The 23075-nt window shown below is 71.3% G+C and carries 24 protein-coding genes; 15 read left to right on the plus strand and 9 right to left on the minus strand.

Annotated elements, in window-relative coordinates; all coding sequences use genetic code 11:
* Positions 1–73 precede the first annotated feature (73 nt).
* Positions 74–673 carry an aa3-type cytochrome oxidase subunit III gene (ctaE, locus tag ACXAHD_RS06235; RefSeq protein WP_123602742.1) on the minus strand — a complete coding sequence of 200 codons (600 nt, stop codon included), beginning with the start codon at positions 671–673 and terminating at the stop codon, positions 74–76.
* Between the two features lie 107 nt (positions 674–780).
* Here ctaE and ACXAHD_RS06240 point away from each other — a divergent pair, with 107 nt between their 5' ends.
* From ACXAHD_RS06240 to ACXAHD_RS06255, 4 genes are all read left to right on the plus strand, one after another.
* Positions 781–1686, plus strand: a complete 906-nt coding sequence (locus ACXAHD_RS06240) for a cytochrome c oxidase assembly protein (protein ID WP_475049081.1) — start codon at positions 781–783, stop codon at positions 1684–1686.
* Between the two features lie 73 nt (positions 1687–1759).
* A complete protein-coding gene (locus ACXAHD_RS06245; protein ID WP_278170359.1) occupies positions 1760–2167 on the plus strand; it encodes a hypothetical protein in 408 nt (135 codons plus the stop codon).
* A 103-nt stretch (positions 2168–2270) separates the two neighbouring features.
* Positions 2271–3353 (plus strand): anthranilate phosphoribosyltransferase, encoded by a 1083-nt coding sequence (gene trpD / locus ACXAHD_RS06250; protein ID WP_281550751.1) that lies wholly within the window; start codon positions 2271–2273, stop codon positions 3351–3353.
* 48 nt (positions 3354–3401) lie between these two features.
* A complete protein-coding gene (locus ACXAHD_RS06255; RefSeq protein ID WP_281550752.1) occupies positions 3402–3788 on the plus strand; it encodes a glycosyltransferase family 2 protein in 387 nt (128 codons plus the stop codon).
* 55 nt (positions 3789–3843) lie between these two features.
* On the opposite strand, the gene ACXAHD_RS06260 is transcribed toward ACXAHD_RS06255, so the two are convergent.
* Together ACXAHD_RS06260 and ctaC are read right to left on the minus strand one after the other, a co-directional pair.
* Positions 3844–4269, minus strand: coding sequence for a cytochrome c oxidase subunit 4 (locus ACXAHD_RS06260; protein WP_123602747.1), 426 nt, complete (start codon positions 4267–4269; stop codon positions 3844–3846).
* Positions 4270–4278: 9 nt separating this feature from the next.
* Positions 4279–5244, minus strand: coding sequence for an aa3-type cytochrome oxidase subunit II (gene ctaC / locus ACXAHD_RS06265; protein WP_475049086.1), 966 nt, complete (start codon positions 5242–5244; stop codon positions 4279–4281).
* A gap of 203 nt (positions 5245–5447) precedes the next feature.
* Between ctaC and ACXAHD_RS06270 the strand changes: the two genes are divergently transcribed.
* The 3 genes from ACXAHD_RS06270 to ACXAHD_RS06280 all read left to right on the plus strand — a co-directional run bounded on the left by ACXAHD_RS06270 (position 5448) and on the right by ACXAHD_RS06280 (position 7719).
* Complete coding sequence (locus ACXAHD_RS06270) at positions 5448–6587, plus strand: cysteine desulfurase family protein (RefSeq protein WP_475049089.1); 1140 nt, start codon at positions 5448–5450, stop codon at positions 6585–6587.
* Between the two features lie 62 nt (positions 6588–6649).
* A complete protein-coding gene (locus ACXAHD_RS06275; protein WP_281555642.1) occupies positions 6650–6874 on the plus strand; it encodes a sulfurtransferase TusA family protein in 225 nt (74 codons plus the stop codon).
* A gap of 230 nt (positions 6875–7104) precedes the next feature.
* The gene (locus ACXAHD_RS06280; RefSeq protein WP_475049091.1) at positions 7105–7719 is read left to right on the plus strand and encodes a class I SAM-dependent methyltransferase; all 615 of its coding nucleotides are present in this window, start codon (positions 7105–7107) and stop codon (positions 7717–7719) included.
* A 10-nt stretch (positions 7720–7729) separates the two neighbouring features.
* Here ACXAHD_RS06280 and ACXAHD_RS06285 read toward each other — a convergent pair whose 3' ends face one another.
* Positions 7730–8038 carry a hypothetical protein gene (locus ACXAHD_RS06285; RefSeq protein ID WP_475049094.1) on the minus strand — a complete coding sequence of 103 codons (309 nt, stop codon included), beginning with the start codon at positions 8036–8038 and terminating at the stop codon, positions 7730–7732.
* 102 nt (positions 8039–8140) lie between these two features.
* Between ACXAHD_RS06285 and ACXAHD_RS06290 the strand changes: the two genes are divergently transcribed.
* Entirely contained in the window at positions 8141–8989 is an 849-nt protein-coding gene (locus ACXAHD_RS06290; protein ID WP_475049097.1) for a helix-turn-helix domain-containing protein, read from the plus strand.
* 14 nt (positions 8990–9003) lie between these two features.
* Positions 9004–9204 (plus strand): DUF397 domain-containing protein, encoded by a 201-nt coding sequence (locus ACXAHD_RS06295; protein ID WP_281550757.1) that lies wholly within the window; start codon positions 9004–9006, stop codon positions 9202–9204.
* A 168-nt stretch (positions 9205–9372) separates the two neighbouring features.
* Here ACXAHD_RS06295 and ACXAHD_RS06300 read toward each other — a convergent pair whose 3' ends face one another.
* The 3 genes from ACXAHD_RS06300 to ACXAHD_RS06310 form a co-directional block, all read right to left on the minus strand.
* Complete coding sequence (locus tag ACXAHD_RS06300; protein ID WP_289213269.1) at positions 9373–10350, minus strand: carbohydrate kinase family protein; 978 nt, start codon at positions 10348–10350, stop codon at positions 9373–9375.
* Positions 10351–10535: 185 nt separating this feature from the next.
* Entirely contained in the window at positions 10536–10904 is a 369-nt protein-coding gene (gene erpA / locus ACXAHD_RS06305; protein ID WP_278170370.1) for an iron-sulfur cluster insertion protein ErpA, read from the minus strand.
* Between the two features lie 181 nt (positions 10905–11085).
* The gene (locus ACXAHD_RS06310) at positions 11086–12252 is read right to left on the minus strand and encodes a glycerate kinase family protein (protein WP_289213270.1); all 1167 of its coding nucleotides are present in this window, start codon (positions 12250–12252) and stop codon (positions 11086–11088) included.
* A 69-nt stretch (positions 12253–12321) separates the two neighbouring features.
* Here ACXAHD_RS06310 and nadA point away from each other — a divergent pair, with 69 nt between their 5' ends.
* The 5 genes from nadA (at position 12322) to ACXAHD_RS06335 (ending at position 20723) form a co-directional block, all read left to right on the plus strand.
* On the plus strand, positions 12322–13491 hold the full coding sequence (gene nadA, locus ACXAHD_RS06315) for a quinolinate synthase NadA (protein WP_281550760.1): 1170 nt from the start codon (positions 12322–12324) through the stop codon (positions 13489–13491).
* A 281-nt stretch (positions 13492–13772) separates the two neighbouring features.
* Complete coding sequence (gene murA / locus ACXAHD_RS06320; protein WP_281550761.1) at positions 13773–15197, plus strand: UDP-N-acetylglucosamine 1-carboxyvinyltransferase; 1425 nt, start codon at positions 13773–13775, stop codon at positions 15195–15197.
* A gap of 177 nt (positions 15198–15374) precedes the next feature.
* Positions 15375–15992 (plus strand): DUF3043 domain-containing protein, encoded by a 618-nt coding sequence (locus ACXAHD_RS06325; RefSeq protein WP_289213271.1) that lies wholly within the window; start codon positions 15375–15377, stop codon positions 15990–15992.
* A gap of 300 nt (positions 15993–16292) precedes the next feature.
* Entirely contained in the window at positions 16293–19598 is a 3306-nt protein-coding gene (locus ACXAHD_RS06330; RefSeq protein ID WP_475049104.1) for a WG repeat-containing protein, read from the plus strand.
* Positions 19599–19724: 126 nt separating this feature from the next.
* Complete coding sequence (locus ACXAHD_RS06335; protein ID WP_278170376.1) at positions 19725–20723, plus strand: aldo/keto reductase family protein; 999 nt, start codon at positions 19725–19727, stop codon at positions 20721–20723.
* A 111-nt stretch (positions 20724–20834) separates the two neighbouring features.
* Here ACXAHD_RS06335 and ACXAHD_RS06340 read toward each other — a convergent pair whose 3' ends face one another.
* Positions 20835–21626, minus strand: coding sequence for a site-2 protease family protein (locus ACXAHD_RS06340; protein WP_475049107.1), 792 nt, complete (start codon positions 21624–21626; stop codon positions 20835–20837).
* Between the two features lie 10 nt (positions 21627–21636).
* Positions 21637–21837 (minus strand): hypothetical protein, encoded by a 201-nt coding sequence (locus ACXAHD_RS06345; RefSeq protein WP_281550765.1) that lies wholly within the window; start codon positions 21835–21837, stop codon positions 21637–21639.
* Between the two features lie 126 nt (positions 21838–21963).
* On the opposite strand from ACXAHD_RS06345, the gene ACXAHD_RS06350 reads away from it, so the two are divergent.
* A partial coding sequence (locus ACXAHD_RS06350; protein ID WP_475049110.1) for a bifunctional adenosylcobinamide kinase/adenosylcobinamide-phosphate guanylyltransferase occupies positions 21964–23075 on the plus strand: 1112 nt, incomplete at its 3' end.

A 23075-nucleotide genomic window follows, 5' to 3' on the forward strand; every position in this document is an offset into this window, starting at 1 on the left:
GAATCCTTGTCGGTTTTGCGACCTGCCTGGTCGGCACGACGCCGCACCATCACGGTGAGTGACCGCTTGATGATCATTGCAGCCAGTAGATCATGAAGTAGAGGCCGATCCAGACCACGTCGACGAAGTGCCAGTAGTACGACACGACGATGGCCGAGGTGGCCTGCGCCGGGGTGAACCGCCCCATCGTGGTACGGACCATGTAGATCAGGAAGGCGACCAGGCCGCCCGCCACGTGCAGGCCGTGGAAGCCGGTGGTGAGGTAGAACACCGAGCCGTACCCGTCGCCGTTGATCTTGATGCCGTGGTGGACCAGCTCCCGGTACTCGTTGATCTGGCCGAGCAGGAAGATCAGGCCCATCACGAAGGTGATCGTGAACCACCGCCGCAGCGCGTGCACGTCTCCCCGCTCCGCGGCGAACACCCCGATCTGGCAGGTGACCGAGGAAGCCACCAGGATCGCGGTGAAGACCGTCGCGTACGGGATGTTCAGCTGTGGGGTGTGCTCCTCCCACATGCTGTAGTCCGCCGCGCGGATGGAGAAGTACATCGCGAACAGCGCCGCGAAGAACATCAGTTCGCTGGAGAGCCACACGATCGTCCCGACGCTGACCATGTTCGGTCGAGTCAGCGAGTGGATCCGGCTCTTGTCAATCGCTGGGGCCGCAGTCACGCGGTCATTATTGCTGCCGGTCAGTGCCCACGGACGGCGGGGTGGCAAACCCGACCCACTGGAGGGCCGGATAACGTCGACCGAGGCCGCTGGCCTAGCCTCGTCACGTGGCAGATGTCGCTGCGATCGCCGTCCCGCCGTTCACGGTCTCGGCCATGTTCACCGAGATCCAGCTGACCAACTGGCTGGCGCTGGTGCTCGTCGTGGCCGCCGGCCTCTACCTGTACGGAGTGCACCGGCTACGACTACGCGGCGACCACTGGCCGGTGTCACGCACCGTACTGTTCCTCGGCCCCGGACTGGGTGGCATCGCCGCCGTCACCGTGAGTGGGCTGGGCGCCTACGACACCACGCTGCTGTCGGTGCACATGGTCCAGCACATGGTGCTGTCGATGATCGCGCCGATCTTCCTCGCCCTGGGCGCACCGGTCACCCTGGCGCTGCGCACCCTGCCCGGCGCGCCGCGGCGTCGCCTGCTCGCCGTCCTGCACAGCCGGTACGCCCGGGTGCTCACCTTCCCGCTGGTCGCCTTCGGCCTGTTCGTCATCAACCCGTTTGTGCTGTATTTCACTGATCTGTACCGGTTGACCCTGGAAAATTCCCTCGCCCACGAGTTCGTCCACGCCCACTTCATCATGACCGGCTGCCTGTTCTTCTGGCCGCTGGTCGGGCTCGACCCGCTGCCCGGCCGCTGGCCGTACCCGGCCCGGGCGCTGCTGATGGTGCTCTCCGTGCCGTTCCACACCGTGCTCGGGCTCACCGTCATGCAGAGCAACACCCTGTTCGGCGGCGACTGGTACCCGTCGCTCGGGCTGACCTGGGCCGACCCGTGGGCCGACCAGGAGGTGGCCGGCGGCGTCCTGTGGGCCGGCGGGGAGTTCGTCAGCGTCACCATGCTCGCCGTACTGGTGGTGCAGTGGATGCGCCAGTCCGAGCGGGAGGCCCGACGCGTCGACCGGGAACTCGACCGTCAGGAGGCACGGCAGGCCCGCGCGGCGGCCGCCGCCGACTGACCCGCTCGCCGGACGCGACGCGGTCGGACGGTACGATCAGCGCGCAGCTACGAGGTGGGAGTCGAGCGACAAGATGACCGAGCGCGTACACACCGTCCTGCTCTACAGCGACGACCCGCAGGTGCGGGACCGGATGCGGCTGGCCGTCGGCACCCGCCCCGCCACCGACCTGACCGTCGAGTTCGTCGAGGCGTCCGACTACGCCGGGTGCGTCCGGCTGGTCGACGAGTACGAGATCGACCTGATGCTGCTCGACGGTGAGGCCACCCCCGGCGGCGGGCTCGGCATCGCCCGGCAGATCAAGGACGACCGCGCCGACGCGCCGCCGACCTGCGTGGTGATCGCCCGCGCCGCCGACCGCTGGCTGGCCTCGTTCGCCGAGGTCGACGCCACCCTGATGCACCCGCTCGACCCGGTGACCACCGGCCAGACCGTCGCCGGCATGCTGCGCGGCCGGTCCGGCAAGCTGCCCGCCGCCTGACCCACCCCCGCACCGCACCTGCACCGGGCTGCACCGTCCACGTTCCGCCGCACCGTCCCGTACCGCATCGCGCACACGCCCCATCGCACCTGGGAGAGACCCCATGGGTGAACGGTCCTGGCCGAATCTGCTCAGTGCGCTGCTCGCCGGCGAGCAGCTCTCCACCGCCGACACCACCTGGGCGATGGGCGAGATCATGGCGGGCTCCGCCACCCCGGCCCAGATCGCCGGGTTCGCCGTCGCGCTGCGCGCCAAGGGCGAGACCCCGGCGGAGCTGGTCGGTCTGGTGGAGGCGATGCTCGCCGACGCCGTACCGGTCGACCTGCCGGAAGCGCTGCGCGCCGACGCGGTGGACGTGGTCGGTACCGGCGGCGACCGGGCCCACACGGTGAACATCTCGACGATGGCGGCGCTGGTGGTGGCAGCCGCCGGTGCCCGGGTGGTCAAGCACGGCAACCGGGCCGCCTCGTCGTCGTGTGGGGCCGCCGACCTGCTGGAGCACTTCGGCATCCCGCTCGACCTGGGCCCCGAGGGGGTGGCCCGGTGCGTCGCCGAGGTCGGCATCGGGTTCTGCTTCGCCGCCCGGTACCACCCGGGAATGCGGCACGCCGGGACGACCCGGCGGGAGATCGGCGTACCGACTGCCTTCAACTTCCTCGGCCCGCTGACCAACCCGGCCCGGCCTCAGGCCGGGGCGATCGGCTGTTTCGACACCCGGATGGCGCCGGTGATGGCGCAGGTGTTCGCCAGCCGGGGCGACACCGCACTGGTGATGCGGGGTGAGGACGGGCTGGACGAGCTCAGCACCGCCGCCCCGACCAGGGTCTGGTTCGCCGCCGACGGCGTGGTGCGCGCGATGGTCGTGGACGCCGCCGAGGACCTGGGGGTTGCCCGCAGCGCCCCCGGCGATCTCCGGGGTGGGGACGCCGCCTTCAACGCCGATGTCACCCGCCGGCTGCTCGCCGGACGGTCCGGTCCGGTCCGGGACGCGGTGCTGGTCAACGCCGCAGCGGCGCTGACCGCTCAGGCGGTACAGACCGGCGCCGCGCCGGCTGACGGGTTGCTGGAGACGATGCGGGCGCAGCTGGGCCGGGCCGCCGAGGCGGTGGACAGCGGCGCGGCCGCCGCGCTGCTGGACCGGTGGGTGCAGGTGGCCCAGTCGGCTGCGGGTACCACCGCCGGCTGACCGCCCGCTGCGACTCCTGTCGTCCACGCGCCCCGGGCCACCGCGCTGTTGCAGGACCCGACCTCGCTGCGGGACTGGTACAAGCAGAATCTGCGCTGGCTCTGGGGCACCTTCCGGGGCATCCTCGGTCACCGGGTGGGGCGGCAGGTCAGCACCTTCGACTACGCGTACCTGCTGCTGATCCTGCGCTGGGTGCTGTCCGCCTGGCGGCTACACCACCGGCAGCTGCTGCTCCTGCTCCCGCTGATCATGGTCGCCGACGTGATCTACCGGGTGATCTTCGTCCACGCGGCGGTCAAGGCCGTCCGCCAACCCACCGTCGACCGCTGTGTCTGGTCCTCGCCGGAGCGGATCGGCACCCCGGTAGCTGTCGGCGGCGCCCCGACAGCCGTCGCCGGCTGGGGCGCCAAGCTGCGCCGCCGCAACAGCCGGTGACGGTCGGCCGGCTCAGCCGACGCCGGCGACGAACCGGCTCAGTGCTCGGCCCGGCTCAGTGCTCGGCGGTACGCCGGGTGCCGGTGTAGTACTCGAACAGCAGACCGGCTGCGGTGGCGATCACCGAGAGCAGCCCGAAGATGAGCAGCCACCACTGCCAGAAGACCAGGCCGAGACCGGCGACGGTCGCGGCCAGCGCCACCCCGAACGGCCAGTAGCTGCCCGGGCTGAAGAAGCCGACCTCGCCCGCTCCGTCGGAGATCTCAGCGTCCGGCCGGTCCTCGGGGCGCAGATCGATCCGGCGCGACACGAACCAGAAGAAGCCACCACACATCGTGCAGAGCAGGAAGGACAGGATCAGCGCCGTGGTGCCGATCCACTCGACGTGCCCGAGCTGCCCGTAGGTCCACGCCGGGTAGACACCGGACACGACGAGCAGGAACGCCGCGACGATGCCGAACAGTCGCCACTCGGTCTTCATGACCGGCCCTCAGCTTCCCGCGCCCTGGGCGCTCGCGTTCCCGAAGTTCTGCGCGTCACGCTTGGTGTCGAACGGGAAGGTCGTCACCGCGTACGGCTCCTCCCCGATCGCGGCCAGCGCGTCCGGCGTCGAGCTACCGGCCTGCTTCGCCGCGATGAACTGGTCGTACTGCTCCGGGTCGACCACCCGCATCTCGAAGTTCATCATCGAGTGGTACGTGCCACACAGCTCGGCGCACCGGCCGACGTAGGCACCGTTCTGTTCGATGGTCACCTCGAACTGGTTACGGATGCTGCCCGGGAAGACGTCCCGCTTGAACAGCAGCTCCGGCACCCAGAACGAGTGGATCACGTCGGTGCTGGTCTCCTCGAACCGGATGGTCCGCTCCGACGGGACCACCAGCACCGGGATGATGTCGGAGGAACCGACCGTCGACGCCACCGTGTTGGCGTCCTCACCGACCCCGTCGCGGTAGTTGAACTGCCAGTTCCACTTGAACGCGACGACCTCGACGGTGACGTCCGGGTCCTCGCTGAGCCGGTCGACATCGGTCTGCACGACGGCCGTGTAGTAGAACAGCACCGAGACGACCAGGATCGGCGCGATGGTGTAGAGGAACTCCATCGGCATGTTGAACCGGGTCTGCACCGGCAACTGGTCGCCGCGCTTGCGGTACCGGATGATGCACCAGAAGATCAGACCCCAGACGAAGACGCCGACCGCGAGCGCCGCGATCACCGAGGCGATCCACAGGTCGTACATCCGGTGGGCCTGCGGTGTGATGCCCTGCGGCCAGCCGAAGCCGCCGAACGCCTCCCCGACGTCGCAGCCAGTGAGCAGGGTGAGCAGTGCCGCGCCGCCGAGACCGAGCCCAGCGGCCCGGAACCGGAGCTGTCGCCGACCGGGCGCGCGCCGTGCGTGCGTCGGCTGCCGGCCGACGGCCGACGGCTGCCCTGCTGAATCGCTTGCGACCACCTGGTCCTGCCTCCCTCGCGGTGCCACCGATGCCACCTGTGGCAACCGGATCGACCTGGCCACGCGTGACGACATCGGCGATCAAAGGCGTCACCGACGGTCGCAGATTACTCGACCCGACGGGTCACCATCGGCGTGGGGTCTGGTTTGTCACCCGCCACGACCACCGGCGGGCCAGCCCACGGCCGGTACCGTCGACGGCTGTGGACTATCTCGACGCCGCGACCGCCGCACCGCTGCACCCGGTCGCCCGGGAGGCACTGTCGGCGGCGTTGACCGACGGCTGGGCCGACCCGGCCAAGCTGTACACCCGGGCCCGCCGGGCCGGTCAGCTCCTCGACGCGGCCCGCGAGGTCACCGCCGACGTGCTGCGGGTCCGCACCGACGAGATCTCCTTCACACCCAGCGGTACGGTCGCTGCACACGCCGCCGTCCTCGGCGGTCTCGCCGGGCGGCGTCGGGTCGGGCGCACCCTGGTGCACTCGGCGATCGAGCATTCGGCGGTGCTGCACGCCGGGCAGCGGCACACCGCCGACGGCGGCGAGGCGGTGCCGGTGCCGGTGGACCGGCTCGGCCGGCTCGATATGGCCGCCTGGTCGGGGGCGGTGGCCCGGCCGGGTGTGGCGTTCGCCGCACTGATCAGCGCCAGCCACGAGGTGGGTACGGTCCAACCGGTCGCCGAGGCGGCCCGGGCCTGCGCCGCGCACGAGGTGCCGCTGTACGTCGACGCCGCCCAGTCGGTGGGTCGGATGCCGGTGCCGGACGGCTGGTCGGTGCTGACGGCCAGCGCTCACAAGTGGGGCGGGCTGCCGGGCGTCGGGGTGCTGGTGGTCCGCAAGGGCACCCGGTGGGAGTCGCCCTACCCGGCCGACGAGCGGGAATTCGGCCGTACGCCCGGAGCGGTGAACCTGCCGGCGGTGGTCGCGTCGGCGGCGGCGCTGCGCACGGCGGCCGCCGAGGCGCACGCGCAGGCCGCCCGGTTATCGGCACTGGTGGACCGGATCCGCGCGACGGTGGCCGCGACGGTGCCCGACGTGGAGGTGGTCGGCGACCCGACCGACCGGCTGCCGCACCTGGTCACCTTCTCCTGCCTGTACGTCGACGGTGAGGCGCTGCTGCACGCGCTGGACCGGCGCGGCTTCGCCGTCTCCTCCGGCTCGTCGTGTACGTCGTCCACGCTGCGCCCGTCACACGTGCTGGAGGCGATGGGGGTGCTGTCACACGGCAACGTCCGGGTGTCGCTGCACCGGGACACCACCGACGCGGAGGTCGACCGGTTCCTGGCCGAGCTGCCGCAGGTGGTGGCCGACCTGCGGGCCGAGGCCGGGGTGGTCGGCCTGTGACCGACGACGACACGGCACCGCAGCGCTCCGGCGGCGAGACGGCGCAGCCACCTGGTAGCGAGGTGGCGGAGACTCTCGACTGCCTGGGTCAGCGCTGCCCGCTGCCGGTGATCGCGCTGGCCCGGCGGCTGCCGCAGCTGCCGGTCGGGTCGGTGGTCCGGGTGCTGGCCGACGATCCGGCGGCCGCCCTGGACATCCCGGCCTGGTGCCGGATCCGGGGCCAGGAGTTCGTCGCCGCGTCGACCGTCGCCGACTCCCCCGCCTTCGACGTCCGCCGCAGCCACTGAAGCCTCCCGCCGAACTGCTAGTCGATCAGCAGCGCCACCGATGTGAGGCTGAGGTACCTAACCTGCTCGTTGATACGTAACTCAGCCTCACATCGGCGTGTCCGCGACAGCCGGTTGAGACACCTCTTCGGGATACACCTCAACCGCCCTCCGGCGGAGCGCACGTCGTGCCGTTCGGCCAGGCCTGTTGGTCCACGGCACCAGGCCCAGCAGAATGCCGGCGTGCGAGGATGGCGGGCGTGAGCGCGCAGAACGGGTGGAGCAAGCTGCTGGAGTCCAACCCTGGGCACTCACAGTGGTACGTCGACCGGTTCCGGTCGCTGGCCCGCGACGGGGCCGACCTCGACGGTGAGGCCCGGCTGGTCGACGCGATGCTGCCCCGTACGGCACGGGTGCTGGACGCCGGCTGCGGACCCGGCCGGGTCGGCGCGGCGCTGGCCGCCGCCGGTCACGACGTCGTCGGCGTCGACCTGGACCCGGTGCTGATCGATGCCGCCCGGCAGGACCACCCCGGCCCGCGGTGGCTGGTCGGCGACCTGGCCGAGCTGGACCTGCCCGCACAGGGCATCACCGACGGCTTCGACGCGATCGTCAGCGCCGGCAACGTCATGACGTTCCTGGCGCCGGACACCCGCCAGGAGGTGCTGCGCCGGATGCGGCTGCACCTGCGCGACGGCGGCCGGATCGTGGTCGGGTTCGGCACCGACCGGGGCTACCCGGTCACCGACTTCCTGGCCGACATGCACGCCGCCGATCTGGTCGAGGATCTGCTGCTGGCGACCTGGGACCTGCGCCCGTACCGCGACGACTCCGGCTTCCTGGTCGCGGTGCTGCGACCGGCCTGACCTCCGCGGTTCAGGTCAGCTGGCGACCGTCGGGCGGGTCGACCCACACCGGCTGTACGGGGTGGACCATCCCGTACAGCCGCAGTGCTGCCTTGATGCCGCTGAACGGGTTGGGCAGGCCGCCGTTGGTCGGTACGACCACGGCTTCGTCGTCGAACGCCAGCCCCCAGCCGAGCACTCCACCGTCCTCGCTGTCCTCGCCGGCCTCAGTATCCGCACAGATGGCGAAGCGCGCCGGCGGCTCCCCGTGCAGGTCTTCCAGCAGCCTGCGCTGCTCGTCAACCGTCTCCGACGACCATCGTTCTTCGCTCTCGTTCACCACACGCTCCCCTCCATCGATGACTAGACGTCTAACGTAAGCAGTTGCATCGAGATTGGCAATAGGCAATGATGACTGCATCGCTAGCGGAAGGCGGGAGTGATGAGCACACGGATGGACCCCTCGGCGCTGCGCTGGCTGATCGGTGCCGAGCTGAGTCGCTACCGGCGCGACGTGCCGATGTCGCTGAGTGAACTGTCCGCCGAGACGGGGATCGGCAAACCCAAGCTCGGGCACATGGAGACCGGCCGCTACCAGCAGTTCCCGGACGACATCGCCAAGGTGCTGCGGACCTGCGGCGCCGATCAGCCGACGATCGAACGGCTCACCTCGCTGGCCGGCCGGTCGGATGCCAAGACCTGGTGGGCTCCCTGGGCAAACGTCGTGCCCGACTGGTTCCGGACCTACGTCGGGTTGGAAGGACTGGCCGACAGCGCGTTCGTCTTCGAGTCGATGGTGCTCCCCGGCCTGCTGCAGACCGAGGAGTACGCCCAGGCGCTCACCCTCGGCACCGGGTTCGTCCGGCCCGACCACGCTGAACGGTTCGTGTCGTTCCGTCAGGCCAGAGCCCGCCGGCTCACCGACGACGAGCCACTGACGCTGCACGCGGTGATCGGCGAGGCGGCGCTGCGGTTACGGGTCAACGGCGACAACACCAGGCGCGCACAACTGCGGCACCTGGCCGACCTCGCCAGCCTGCCGCATGTCACCGTCCAGGTCATCCGCCCCGAGGACGGGCCGCATGCCGCTACGCCGCTCGGCAAGTTCGTGGTGCTGGACTTCGACCGGGTCCGGCCGATCGCCTACACCGAACTGCTCGACGGTGCCATGTACATCCAGGACCCGGACGGTGTCCGCACTTATACGATGGTGGCGGACAACCTGCGTCAGGCCGCTCTCTCGCCCGCCGATTCCCGCGCGCTGATCCGGGAGCTGGCCGACGCGGCATAGCGCTGGAGGCTGTCATGCCCACCCCCGACCTGACCACCGCCCGCTGGTTCACCAGCAGCCGCAGCGCCAACAACGGCGACTGCGTCGAGTGCGCCGTACTGCCGGACGCCGTCGCGGTCCGCGACAGCAAGGACCGCACCGGACCGACGCTGCACTTCTCCGCCGACCAATGGATCACCTTCGTCACCCAGTTGACCGCGCGTCAGGTGAGCTGAGCAGAGATCAAGATCAGGTGAGCGCTGCGGACGTCTCAACCGCGAGGTGAGGTCCATGGCGCTCACCTGATCTTGGCCACCGACGCTGTCGTGGGTGCGCAAGCCGACGCTGTTGCGGGGCGAGCGGGTGAGCGGGTAGGCGGCGTGGCCGGCGGTGCAAGCAGTTGGTCAGGCCGGCAGGTAGGGGCGGACGTCGTCGGCGGCGGCGTCGCCGTACGAGTCGGCGAGCCGCTTGAGGAAGATGTCCGGCTTGACGGCGTACTCCTGCGGCCCGGTGGTCTCCAGCACCAGCGCGGCGAGCAGGCAGCCGACCTGCGCGGCGCGATCCAGACCGAGGCCCCAGCCGAGGGCGGCGAAGAAGCCGGCGCGGAAGCCGTCACCGACACCGGTCGGGTCGTCGGCGACCACGTCGCGGGCCACCGGTACGTGGATCCGCTCGATGCCCCGGCCGGTGATCTCCACCCCGTCGGCACCGAGCGTGGTGACCCGTACCGACACCAGGTCGAGCACCTGGTCGCCGATGAGTCCGACCTTGCTCTCCAGCAGCGACCGCTCGTACTCGTTGGTCAGCAGGTACTCGGCACCGTCGATCAGCCGGCGGACGTCCTCGCCGCTCATCCGGGCCAGCTGCTGGGACGGGTCGGCGGCGAACCGGTAGCCCCGGTCGCGGCACTCGGCCGAGTGGCGCAGCATCGCCTCGGGGTCGTTGGCGCTGACCAGCACCAGTTCGAGGCCGCCCACCCGGGCGGCGACCGGTGCCAACTCGATGTTGCGGGCCTCGCTCATCGCACCGGCGTAGAACGACGCGATCTGGCACAGGTCGTCGTCGGTGGTGCAGACGAAGCGGGCCGTGTGCGCCAACTCGCTGACATGCACCGAGTCGCAGTCGACGCCGTGGCGTTCCAGCCAGGAACGGTAGTCGGCGAAGTCGGCGCCGACCGCGCCGAGCAGTACTGGACGCAGACCGAGCTGGGCCATCCCGAAGGCGATGTTCGCCGCCACCCCGCCACGGCGGACGACCAGGTCGTCGACGAGGAACGACAGGGACACCTTGTCCAGCTGGTCCGCGATGAGCTGACCCGCGAACCGGCCGGGGAAGTGCATCAGATGGTCGGTGGCGATCGAGCCGGTGACGGCGATCTTCATGTCGGCCCTCGGGTGTCGGGGTGGGGAAATCGTGCGCGGGCCAGCTTACCGGTACGGGGACCGTCAGAACCCCTACCGCTCTCGAATCGGCACGATCACCGCGCCGTCAACCCTCGCCGTCAGCCGACGTCCGAGTCGGGTCTCCCGGCCCCGGACGCGGCTGCGGACACGTACCCCCTGGCGGCTCAGTGGAAGGAGTCGCCGCAGGCGCAGGAGTTCTGCGCGTTTGGGTTGTCGATGGTGAAACCCTGAGCGTCGATCCGGTCCGCGAAGTCGATCTTCGCGCCGGTCAGGTACGGGGCGCTCATCCGGTCCACCACGACCTCGACGCCGCCGAAGTCGTCGACGATGTCCCCGTCGAGCGACCGCTCGTCGAAGAACAGCTGGTACCGCAGGCCGGAGCAGCCGCCGGGCTGGACGGCGACCCGCAGCCGCAGGTCATCGCGGCCTTCCTGGTCGAGCAGTGCCTTGACCTTCTCGGCCGCCACGTCGGTGAGGACGACGGTGGTCGAGGCGGCGGTCTCGGCCGTTTCGGACTGCGCTGATGTGCTCACGTGAAGGTCTCCCCTGCGACGGTGCGAATTCGTCCGTATCAGGTAACGCTAACCGGCCGGGCGACGATTCCCAATCCGGGTGGCCACAATCCGTACGTGATGCGCCGCGCATCCCACCATCCGGAAGATCACCAGCGCAAGATCACCGGAAACTCACCGTTCCCCGGCCGCCGGCACGCCGTCAGCGGCTCCATTGTCCGGCCAGCCGGGCGGCGATCCCACGCAGCCCGTCCGCCGGCTGGGCCAGCGCCTGCGCCAGCCCACCGCCGGTCTCCCCGCCGAAGTGGTCGACCAGGGCGCACGCCTCGGTGACGCCGGCCGCGGCCGACTCCCGCCGACCGGTGGACACCTGGCCGGCGACCACCACGCAGGGCAGTCCCCGGTCCCGGGCCGCGCCGGCCACCCCGGCGACCACCTTGCCGCGCAGCGACTGGTGGTCGAACGACCCTTCGCCGGTGATCACCAGGTCGGCGGCGTCCAACGCGGCGGACAGCCCGATCAACGCGGTGACAAGGTCGATGCCCGACTCGCACCGCCCGCCGAGGGCGAGCAGCGCGGCGCCGATGCCTCCGGCGGCGCCGGCCCCGGGCAGCGCGGCCAGCTCGGGCGGGCAGCCGGGCAGGTCCGCGACCAGGATGCCGGCGAACCGCTGCAGCGCGGCGTCGAGCAGCAGTACGTCGGCCCGGTCGGCGCCCTTCTGCGGCCCGTACACGTTGCTGGCCCCGTGCAGCCCGGTCAGCGGGTTGTCGACGTCGGTCGCGGCGACCAGCTCGACCCCGCGCAGCCGGGGTGCGCCGTCGAGGCGGTCGACCCCGGCGAGGGCCGCGCCGCCGTACGGCAGGGCGTAGCCGGCGGCGTCGAGGGGGGTGACCCCCAGCGCGGTGAGCATGCCGGCCCCGGCGTCGTTGGTGGCCGACCCGCCGAGCCCGACGACCACTCGACGGGCACCGTGTTCGACCGCCGCGACCAGCAGCAACCCCAGGCCGTACGAGGTGGTGTGTTTCGGGTCACGTTCGGCCTCGGTGAGCAGGTGCAGGCCGCACGCCTGGGCGCTCTCCACGTACGCGGTCGGTCCGGCGGTCACGGTCGCCCCGGCCCCCGGGCCGTCGACCAGCAGGATCTCCCCGGGTACCGGTCGGCCGAGTGGGTCGACCGTCGGTACCGGGACCCGCCGGCCGGCGGTCGACTCGGCCAGCACCTCGACGAATCCCGGACCGCCGTCGGACAACGGGCGCAGCACCAGCTCGTCGGTGGGCGCCCGGTCCCGCCACCCGGTGGCGACGGCGGCGGCCACCTCGGCGGCGGGCAGGGTGCCGGCGAACTTGTCCGGACAGATCAGGACCCGCATGGTCTGGCAGTGTGGCAGGCCACACTTGGGCTGGTCGCAGGCGGGCGGACCTGTGCGAGCATGGATCTCGTGACTTCGACGTGGGTTGAGCCTTCCAGCACCGCGACCGCCCTGTTGCTGCTCGGCCGGGGCAGCGACCCGGCCAGCGAGCGCGGCGTCGACTGCCCGGGCGAGCTCCCGGCACCCAGCGATCCGGATCTGGTCGCCCGGGCCACCGCCGCCAAGGCGGCGCTCGGCGACCGGGTCTTCGTGCTCGGTCACCACTACCAGCGCGACGAGGTCATCCAGTTCGCCGATGTCACCGGCGACTCGTTCAAGCTGGCCCGGGAGGCCGCCGCACGGCCGTCGGCCGAGTTCATCGTCTTCTGCGGTGTGCACTTCATGGCGGAGAGCGCCGACATCCTGACCGGCGACGCGCAGCGGGTGGTGCTGCCGGATCTGGCCGCCGGCTGTTCGATGGCGGACATGGCCGCCCTCGGCCAGGTGGAGACCGCCTGGGAGGCGCTGGCCGACGCGGGCGCGGCCGACTCGACTGTGCCGGTGACGTACATGAACTCGTCGGCGGACATCAAGGGCTTCGTCGGCCGCAACGGCGGGGTGGTCTGCACCTCGTCGAACGCCAAGCGCGCGTTGACCTGGGCGTTCGAGCGCGGTCAGCGGGTGCTGTTCCTGCCGGACCAGCATCTGGGCCGCAACACGGCGGTGCTGGAGATGGGGCTGGACGCCGACGACTGTGTGCTCTACGACCCGCACAAGCCCGGTGGTGGGCTGACCGCGCAGCAGTTGCGCGAGGCGAAGATGGTGCTCTGGCGGGGGCACTGTTCGGTGCACGGCCGGTTCACCCGCAGCAGCGTCGACGAGGTACGGATGCGGGTGCCCGGGGTCAACGTGCTGGTCCACCCGGAGTGCCGCTACGAGGTGGTCACCGCCGCCGACCAGATCGGCTCGACGGAGTACATCATCCGGACCATCGAGGCCGCCCCGGCCGGATCGGCGTGGGCCGTGGGCACGGAGCTGAATCTGGTCCGCCGGTTGGCGCTGGCCCACCCGGACAAGCAGGTCATGTTCCTGGACCGGACGGTCTGCTACTGCTCGACGATGAACCGGATCGACCTGCCGCACCTGGTGTGGGCGTTGGAAGAGCTGGTCGCCGGCCGGGTGCCGAACCAGATCACGGTCGAGCCGCGTACGGCGCACTTCGCGCGGGTCGCGTTGGACCAGATGCTGGCACTGCCCTGATCGGACAGGCTCCCTGATCGGATAGCGGACACCGCATCACCAGATCACCCAACGTAATCTAGCTCCTACGTATACGTGCCATCGTTCCCGAATTCGTGCCAATCGCAGCCGCTGCGGGATCCCACTTCCATCACGGAGCGCTATGCTGCCTCAGGCGACGAACGGGCAGCGCGGATCTTCGATGCTCCCCGGTGACAGCCGGTAACCGGATGTCACCCGAGGTCCACCGACCGCCGGCTCCGTACGCGGGTCGTCCGGTTTCACTCACCGCCGGTCGGGACATGTTGATCCCATCTCGCCGGGCCAGCTCCACCCCACAAGACGGCAGCATCGACGCGCTGGAGGTTTCCTTGACCGACGACGTCCTGATCGTGCACGGCGGCACTCCCCTGCACGGGCAGATCCGGGTTCGAGGCGCCAAGAATCTCGTCTCCAAGGCGATGGTGGCCGCCCTGCTCGGCGACGAGCCGAGCAGGTTGTACGACGTACCGCGGATCCGCGACGTCGAGATCGTCCGGGGCCTGCTCGAACTGCACGGGGTCAAGGTCAGCGACGGCGTTGAGGACGGCGAGCTGGTGCTCGATCCGGCCAATGTGGAAAGCGCCTCGTTCGACCAGATCAACGTGCACGCGGGGTCCAGCCGGATTCCGATCCTGTTCTGCGGCCCGCTGCTGCACCGGCTCGGCCACGCGTTCATCCCGGACCTCGGCGGTTGCCACATCGGTCCGCGGCCGATCGACTTCCATATGCAGGCGCTGCGCGAGTTCGGCGCGGTCGTCGAAAAGACCCCGCAAGGGCTGCACCTGACCGCGCCCAACGGTCTGCACGGCACCAAGTTCGAGCTGCCGTACCCGAGCGTCGGCGCCACCGAGCAGGTGCTGCTGACCGCCGTACTCGCCGACGGGGTGACCGAGCTGCGCAACGCCGCGGTCGAGCCGGAGATCGTCGACCTGATCTGCGTCATGCAGAAGATGGGCGCGATCATCAAGGTGCACACCGACCGGGTGATCGAGATCCACGGCGTTCCCCGGCTCGGCGGCTACTCGCACCGGCCGATCCCGGACCGGATCGAGGCAGCCAGCTGGGCGGCGGCGGCGCTGGCCACCGGCGGCGACGTCAACGTGCTCGGCGCGCAGCAGGCCGACATGATGACCTTCCTGAACGTGTTCCGGTCGGTCGGCGGCGCGTACCAGGTCACCGACGCCCGCCCACCGCGCGTCGGCAGCGCCGGCCAGGAGGGCGGCATCCGGTTCTGGCACCCGGGTAACGAACTGCGCGCGGTGGCCCTGGAGACCGACGTGCACCCGGGCTTCATGACCGACTGGCAGCAGCCGTTGGTCGTCGCGTTGACCCAGGCCCGTGGGCTGTCGATCGTCCACGAGACGGTGTACGAGCAGCGGCTGGGCTACACCGAGGCGCTCAACACGATGGGCGCGACGATCCAGGTCTACCGGGAGTGCCTGGGCGGTACGCCGTGCCGGTTCGGCCGGCGCAACTTCAAGCACTCGGCGGTGATCGCCGGGCCCAGCAAGCTGCACGCCGCCGACCTGGTCATCCCGGACCTGCGGGCCGGGTTCAGCCACCTGATCGCGGCGCTCGCCGCCGAGGGCACTTCCCGGGTGTACGGCGTCGACCTGATCAACCGCGGCTACGAGGACTTCGAGGCCAAGCTGGCCGACCTCGGCGCCCACGTGGAACGCCCCTGATCCGAACGCGTCCAGTCGCCGACCCGACGCGTCCTCGCCCGGGTCTGACGTACCCGTGCCCGGTTCGTGCCGTTGTGGCCCGGACCGGGCACGGTCGCGGGGCCTTCACCCACCGGTCGGCGCACGACGACCGGGTGCGAGGTGCGGGTGACGCACCTGGTTGGCTACCCTTCACGCGTGCCGTCGCTGTTTCGCCGCAAGTCCGCCGATGTCGTGGAGGCCGACCTGCCGGAGGACGATGTTCCCCCGTCGCAGGACGAGGCCGGGTCCACCCGTGCCCGCAGCCACACGCCGAGCAAGAAGGAACTCGGCGTGGTCACCCCGAAGCGGCCGGGTGCCGGCCGCCGACCGGCGGGCAGCACCAAGCCGCTGACCAAGCAGGAGGCCCGCGAGCAGCGGCGGGCCAGGCGGGCGGCGATCTCGGAGGAGTTCCGCCGCGAGGGCGGGCCCCGCGACCGGGCCCCGGAGCGGGGGCTCGCCCGCGACGTGGTGGATTCCCGGCGTACGGTCGGCACCTGGTTCTTCGGCGGGGCGCTGCTCGTGTTGATCGGGTCCGGGCCGACGATGCCACCGGTGGTGCAGTTGGCGTCGAATCTGCTCTGGGTGACGCTGGCGGTGCTGGTGGTCCTCGACTCGGTGTTGATCTCCCGCCGGATTCGTAAACTGGTCCGGGAGCGGTTCCCCAAGTCGGACCAGCGGATGGGCGGCCTGTACTTCTACGCCATCATGCGCGCGATGACGTTCCGCCGGATGCGCACCCCGATCCCCCGGGTGGAGCTCGGCGACAAGATCTGACCGGCCCGGCGGGCGCTGGACGGGCTACGGCACCCGAGCAGCCGGAGCGCCTCGGCGAGGGCGGAAAAGACACTGTTTCGATTCAGTACGGGCGGTTCGGTGGCGTCGACCGAGCCCGCGCGGCTACCCTCCATCCGCAACCACGCCGCCACTGGGCCGGGGGGACCCGATCGGGTTGCCACGGTCGCTCAGCGAGTATTCGACGAGGTGACACGCCGTGAGCGAGCCACACGGACCGCTGACACGGTTCTCGCCTGCCCGGCGGGCCGCCCGTAACGACACCCGCGGCGAGGTGCCGGCGTGACCGAGGGGTACTTCGACCGTCGTTGGCAATCTTGGCAGTGGGAAGACGACGGCGCACCGGACCGTTCGGCCGACGGACATCGTGACGTCAGCTGGGACGACGACGACCGGTGGGAAGCGATGCGCCGGGCGCGGGATCACCGGCCGCAGGAACCGGGCTGGGTCACCGATCCGACCAGCGAATGGGTGCCGCTGCCGGGTCAGCGCTACCCCGGCGACAACGGCGCGGGTCGGTCGGTCCGACGGGAGCCGACCAGCCGCGGTGTCAGCCGTGGGCGAGCCAACGTCTACCAGTCCGGTTCCGGATCCGGGCGGGCACCTGTCGGCGACCGGACAGACCAGCCCCCGGCCCGCAGGCCGCAGTTTGACGCCGACCGGGCCCGGCGGGACGGTCACCGCGAGGCGCCACGCCCGAACGGACCTGGGCCGGAAGCCGCCGGAGCCGCTGGCTGGTTCGCCGAGGGCGGCCAGCAGCAGCCGTCCCACACCGACGGGACCGGCCGTCGGCAGCATCCCGACGACGTGTTCCACCAACGCCGCCGGCATCCGGACGCTGTCTTCCATGAGCGCCCGCACCCACCGGAGCGACGCCGTGGTGGTCCACCCGCCGAGCGGGAGCGGCCCCAATGGCAACCGGCTGAGCCGTTCGACCGGGACCGGCCGCAGCCTCGTGACCAACGGCCGCCGGTGCGGCCGGACGGCCCGGTGTCCCGGTGGGACCAGCACCACCGGGCAGGCCCACCGGACGGCCCTCGCCGGGACGGACAGCAGCCCTCGGACGCCGACCCGCGCCGCACCCCGCAGCGGTGGCATGCGCCACCACCGACGGCACCCGCACCACCGACGGCACCCGCACCACCGACGGCACCGCCGACACCGGCACCGGATCGCCCGGCGGCCGCCCGCCAACACGCCCGGCAGCCGGGGCCGGACGAGGTGTACCGGGTCAAGCCCGCCGCCCAGGCGCCTCCGCCGACGCCCACTCCGACGCTGGCACCCACGTCTCCGGCGGCACGGCCCCGGCCAGCCGCTCCGGTCGCCCCGGAGCGTCCGACAGCGTCCCCGGAGGGTCAGGTCTCCGGCGCGGTCCCGCCACCGCCGGGTCGGATGCCCACGGCAGGGGCGGTCACCGACGGCCGGATCCACCGACCGGTTCCGGGTCAGACCGGCGAACAACTGCCGATTCCGGTCTCCGCCCCGGCCGGGCCGCCCCCGGAGTTCCGGGTGCAGACGCCGACCGGCGAGCACCCGCAGATCCGGCCGGTCCCCCGAGGGGAGGATGCCGCCACACCGGAGTACGTGGTGCGCGCCAAGGCCGAGCCGCGGCACGCCCCGCCGCCGTACATCGTGCGCCCGCAGCCAGACCAGCCAGCACCGCCGCGACCGGCGCAAGCCTCCCCGACGGTGCCCATGGCTGCTCCGCCGACGCCGGTCTTCCCCACCGCCGCACCGTCCGGTCGGGTTCCGTCCGACGCCTCGGTCCCAGTCCCGGCGGAGGCCCCAGCCGAGGTCCCGGCGGAGGCCCCACTCCAGTCGGACCTTTCGGTGTCACCGGCCGCCGCGCTGGTACGGCCGGACGCAGCGCCCGCTGCGGAAACCTCCACCACTGCGGACAGCGACGGTGGACCGGCTCCGCTGCCCGACCAGCTCAATAGCGGCCCGGCCGACACCGACCCAGCCGGTACCGACCCGGTCGACACCGACCCGGTCGACACCGACCCGGTCGACACCGACCCGGTCGACACCGACCCTGCTGCCGGACCAACCGACGATCCGACCGGTACCGCCCCGGACGACAACGATGGCGGCTCCGGCCCTACCGGGCCGCCGGCCAGTCCGGACACCGTCCTACCGGTCACCGGGACCGCCGCCGGTTCGGCAACGGCGCTCGGCGCACCCACTATGCTGGCCCCGCTCGTACAGCCGGACCAGCCGGCCGACGAACCCGACCCGGCACCGGATCCCGAGACCGCACCGGACGAGACCGAGCCCCAGCTCAGCGACCCCGAACAGATGCTGTCGTCGTACCACTGGCGTTTCCACCACGAGACGCTGCGTGAGCTGGTGGACAATCCCGACGAGTTCCGGGCCATCCGGGACCGGCTCACCGAGAAGATCGAACCGGCGACCGACAACGCCACCCGGGCCCGGCTGTTGAGCCTGCGGGCGGTCGTCTCCCGGATCCTCGGCGACCTCGGCAAGGCACTGGCCGACGCCAAACTGGCGCTGGCGCACGCCGAGGCGACCGGGGAGCTACGCCGGGTCGCGATCGCCCAGGCGCGGCTGGCGCACGTGCTGCAGTGGCGGGGTGACTTCGCCGAGGCGGACCGGTTGTTCGAGGAGGCCAACTCGGCCGAGCTACCCGACCGGCTCCGGGCCACGATGCACGAACATGCCGGCCGGTCCTGCTACGACCAGGGCCGCTACATGGAGGCGTGCAACCACTTTGAACGTGCGCTGGAGCTGCGCAAGGTCGAGGATCCGGACCTGATCGCGCGTACCGAACTCGCGCTGGACGCGGTGTTCGCCAAGGTCGCCGAGAACGGTTGGGGGCCGTACCCCCGGGACCGGGAGGAGATCCTGCGGCTGCACCGTCCGCCGCGACCGACCTTCAACGACCGGGCCCAGCAATGGGGGTACGCGGGGGTCGACGGCGAGCTGGTGATCGCTCCCGGCTACGCCGACGTCCAGCCGTTCCACGAGGGGGTGGCCTGGGTCCGCCGGCCGGAGGCCAAGTGGTGGGAGCTGATCGACGAGTCGGGGACGACGGTGATCGCGCCAACCGCCGGCTACATCGGGGTCGGCTCGTTCTCCGACGGACTCGCCTGGGTCACCGCCGACGGCACCGGCAGCTGGATCGCCATCGACCGGAACAACACCGTGGTGATCGGGACCGGCTTCGAGGACGTACGCCCGTTCCGGCGCGGCGTCGCGGTGGTCCGGCGCGGGGGCTGGGGCGCGGTCGACAAGACCGGCCGGATGCTGCTCCCGCCCCGGTTCGGCGGCTTCCCGACCGCACTCACCGACGGCCGCTACATCGACGGCTTCACCGACGAGGGTTTGGCGATCATCGACTCGGGTGGGCGCAAGGGCGTGGTCGACCGGTCCGGACGCATGGTCGTACCACCGGTGCATCCGGCGATGGCGATCCATCCGGTGGCGTTCCTGGTCGCGGCCCCCAACGGACACTGGGGGGCGTTGGACCGGCGCGGGGAACCGCTGATCGACCCGGTGCTGCCCAGCCGCGCGGACGTGATGGACGAGATCGACCGGCTGCTGGCCGACACCAAACCGCTGCTGTGACGCGGCGGTACTCGGCGCCCGTACCGGACAACCGGTCCGTCGGCACCATCGCGAGATCGATTTACCGCTGTACGTAAGCTCATGCCGAACCCCCCCGGCGGGCCGACCGACGACTAGGGTTGGGGCATGGAATTCCGACACCTAGGCCGCTCCGGCATGCTCGTCAGCGAGATCTCCTACGGAAACTGGATCACCCACGGATCGCAGGTGGAGGAAGAGGCAGCCAACGCCTGCGTGCGCGCCGCGCTGGACGTCGGCATCACTACCTTCGACACCGCCGACACGTACGCCGGCACCCGGGCCGAGGAGGTGCTCGGCCGAGCGCTGCGTGGCGAACGCCGGGAAGGGCTGGAGATCCTGACCAAGGTCTTCTGGCCGACCGGCGAGGGGCGCAACGACCGGGGACTGTCCCGCAAGCACATCATGGAGTCGATCAACGGCTCGCTGCGCCGGCTGCAGACCGACTACGTCGACCTTTACCAGGCGCACCGGTTCGACTACGCCACGCCGTTGGAGGAGACGATGGAGGCCTTCGCCGACATCGTGCATTCCGGCAAGGCCCACTACATCGGGGTCTCGGAGTGGAACGCCTCGCAGATCCGTCAGGGTCACGCGCTGGCCCGTGAGCTGAAGATCCCACTGGTGTCCAACCAGCCGCAGTACTCGATGCTGTGGCGGGTCATCGAGGCTGAGGTGATCCCGGCCAGCGAGGAACTCGGCGTCGGGCAGATCGTCTTCTCGCCGCTGGGTCAGGGTGTGCTCACCGGCAAGTACCAGCCTGGTCAGCCACCGCCGGCCGGCTCCCGGGCCACCGACCAGTCCGGGGGCGCAACGTTCATCGCCCGGTTCATGACCGACCAGACGCTGAGCACCGTGGCGCAGCTCAAGCCACTGGCCGAGCAGGCCGGCCTGTCGATGGCCCAGCTGGCCCTCGCCTGGGTGCTGCAGAACCCCAACGTGTCGTCGGCCATCATTGGTGCCACCCGGCCCGAGCAGGTGCGGGACAACGTCAAGGCCAGCGGGGTCCAACTGGACGGTGGCCTGATGAAGGCCATCGACGAGATCCTGGAGCCGATCGTCGAGCGGGACCCGGGCAGGACCGTCAGCCCGGCCAGTCGGCCGTAGCCGGCCCCGTGCGAGGTCATGGCGATGTGGGAGGAGAAGCAGAGGCATGACGCGTCGTAGGTGCACGCACCCGGCCCGGCGCTAATGGACCGCCGCCACGCCGGGCGGCCGTCAGGACCAGAAACGGATCAGCGCCAACCCGTAGCCGTAGAGCGGCGCGGGCAGCCCGAACATGTCGCCCAACCAGAACACGGCCCGGAAGAACGCGCCGCCGATCTGGTCGTCCCACAGCAACGCGAACAGGCCGATGAAGCCGAACGGCGCGAGCACCTGGTAACCGCGCTGCCAGGCCGGTGGCAGCCACGGTTGGACCATGTTGCCGCCGTCCAGTCCGGGGACCGGCAGCAGGTTGAGCACACTGGCGGTCAACTGCAGGAAGCCCAGCAGGGCGATCCCCGCCCAGAACTCCTGGCGGGTGCCCGGATCCACACCGGCGAGGAACGGCACCGCGAGCACCACCGCGAGAGACACGTTGAGCGCCGGGCCGGCGAGGCTCACCAGGGTGTGCCGGACGCGGCCCGCGATCCGGTGCCGGTCCACCCAGACCGCGCCGCCGGGCAGGCCGATCCCGCCGAGCAGGACCACCAGCACCGGCAACGCGACGGACAGCAGCGGATGGGTGTACCGGAACGGGTTGAGCGTCAGATAGCCGCGGCGCGCCACGCTGCGGTCACCGAACCGGTAGGCAACCAGCGCGTGCGCGTACTCGTGCAGGCAGAGCGAGACCAACCAGCCGCTGACCACCAGCACGAAGACGGCCACCCGGGCGTACCGCTCACCCGACCAGGCGAGTGCGCCACTGCCGGCCACCAGTGCGACCAGGACGAGGAAGACCGGACTGGGCCGCCAGCTCGTCGTCGGCCGACCGGCCCGCAGGCCACCCGACGGTCCGTCGGACGGCACCGGCCGCATCTCACTTGCCTGCCGGCAGCAGACTCATCCGGTACTCGGTGCGGTCGTCCTCCAACAGCTCGACCGAGGCGACGCCTGCCGCGGCCAACTCCCGCCAGGCCTGGCCGATCCAGGACTCGGCGTCGGCCTGGGTGCCGAACGTCTCGGCCGGCCCCTGCGTGGGCTGACCTTCCGCGTCCACGTACCGCCAACTCCATGGCATGTGCTGCTCCCCTCGGCGATGGACGCCGCAAGCCTAGCCGCGGCCGGTGACATCCCACCTCACCGGAGCACGGCCGGCACCGCCCCGGCAGGTCACGGCCGGCCGCGCCCGCCGTAAGGTACTGGCATGTCCGTTGGCGGGTGGCAGTCCATTCTTGTACTCGGTGGAATCCGGTCCGGCAAGTCCGACTTCGCCGAGTCCCTGATCACCGGTGATCCGATGGTGCGTTACGTGGCGACGGGTGCGGCCGATCCGTCCGACGCCGAGTGGCTCGCCCGGATCGAGGCGCACCGGGCCCGCCGGCCGGCCGACTGGCACACCGACGAGGCCACCGGGGATCCGGGCCGGCTGATCGAGGCGATCTCGTCGGCCCGCGCGGATGAGACGCTGCTCGTCGACGACCTGGGCGGTTGGGTCGCCGCGCTGCTCGATCCGACCCGGCAACCAGCCGACGACCGGGCCACCATCGCTGAGCTCTGTGCTGCGGTGCGGTCCTGCCCGGCCCGGTTGGTGCTGGTCAGCCCGGAGGTAGGGCTGGCGTTGGTGCCGTCCACACCGGTCGGGCGGGCGTTCGCGGACGCGCTCGGCTCAACCAACCAACTGCTGGCCGAGGTGTCCGACGCGGTAGTGCTGGTCGTGGCCGGACAACCGGTGCAGCTCAAGTCGACCGGTCCGGCCGCGACCGCCACGGTGACCAGCCCGGAGCCGCAGTCGCAAGCCGGGCCGGAGCCGGCCGCGACCAATGGGTCCGGCGCGGCGGCACAGATCGCCCCCGGGATGACCCTGCCGATGCCGGCGGAGAAGACCCGGACCGCCGGCATCGCCCGGCTGGGCCAGCTGGACCTGCCCGGAGCCGGGTTCGGTGCGCTCGAGAACGTCATCGGCTTCGCCGCCGGTACGCAGGACGCGACCAGCCCGCAACCGTGGGACCAGGTCCAGGTGGTGCTGGTCCACGGCGACCACGAAGGTGGAGTCGCCGCCGGCGACAGCCCGCAGGACTCGGCGCGCCGGGCCGACCAGGCCCGCGCCGGCCACGGGGCGCTGGCGCGGCTGGCCGCCACCGCCGGTGCGGTCGTCGACGTCGTTGCCGCCCCCGTCGCCGCCCCGATCGAACATCAGCCGGCGCGCACCCCCGACGAGGTGAGCAGCGCCTTGGCAATCGGGTGGGAGGTGGCGCAGCGGGTCGGCCGGGCCGGCGTGGCGGCGATCGTCATCGCCGCCTGCGGCGCGGGCGGTGC

The sequence above is a fragment of the Micromonospora sp. ABR4_055 genome (assembly GCF_056160425.1).

Coding starts and splice junctions, on each gene's coding strand:
- ACXAHD_RS06280 (WP_475049091.1), top strand. CDS start 7,105: ATGGCGGGCGTGAGCGCGCAGAACGGGTGGAGCAAGCTGCTGGAGTCC.
- ACXAHD_RS06345 (WP_281550765.1), bottom strand. CDS start 21,837: ATGCCATGGAGTTGGCGGTACGTGGACGCGGAAGGTCAGCCCACGCAG.
- murA (WP_281550761.1), top strand. CDS start 13,773: ATGTTGATCCCATCTCGCCGGGCCAGCTCCACCCCACAAGACGGCAGC.
- ACXAHD_RS06260 (WP_123602747.1), bottom strand. CDS start 4,269: ATGAAGACCGAGTGGCGACTGTTCGGCATCGTCGCGGCGTTCCTGCTC.
- trpD (WP_281550751.1), top strand. CDS start 2,271: ATGGGTGAACGGTCCTGGCCGAATCTGCTCAGTGCGCTGCTCGCCGGC.
- ACXAHD_RS06300 (WP_289213269.1), bottom strand. CDS start 10,350: ATGAAGATCGCCGTCACCGGCTCGATCGCCACCGACCATCTGATGCAC.
- ACXAHD_RS06295 (WP_281550757.1), top strand. CDS start 9,004: ATGCCCACCCCCGACCTGACCACCGCCCGCTGGTTCACCAGCAGCCGC.
- ACXAHD_RS06290 (WP_475049097.1), top strand. CDS start 8,141: ATGAGCACACGGATGGACCCCTCGGCGCTGCGCTGGCTGATCGGTGCC.
- ACXAHD_RS06245 (WP_278170359.1), top strand. CDS start 1,760: ATGACCGAGCGCGTACACACCGTCCTGCTCTACAGCGACGACCCGCAG.
- ACXAHD_RS06335 (WP_278170376.1), top strand. CDS start 19,725: ATGGAATTCCGACACCTAGGCCGCTCCGGCATGCTCGTCAGCGAGATC.
- ACXAHD_RS06310 (WP_289213270.1), bottom strand. CDS start 12,252: ATGCGGGTCCTGATCTGTCCGGACAAGTTCGCCGGCACCCTGCCCGCC.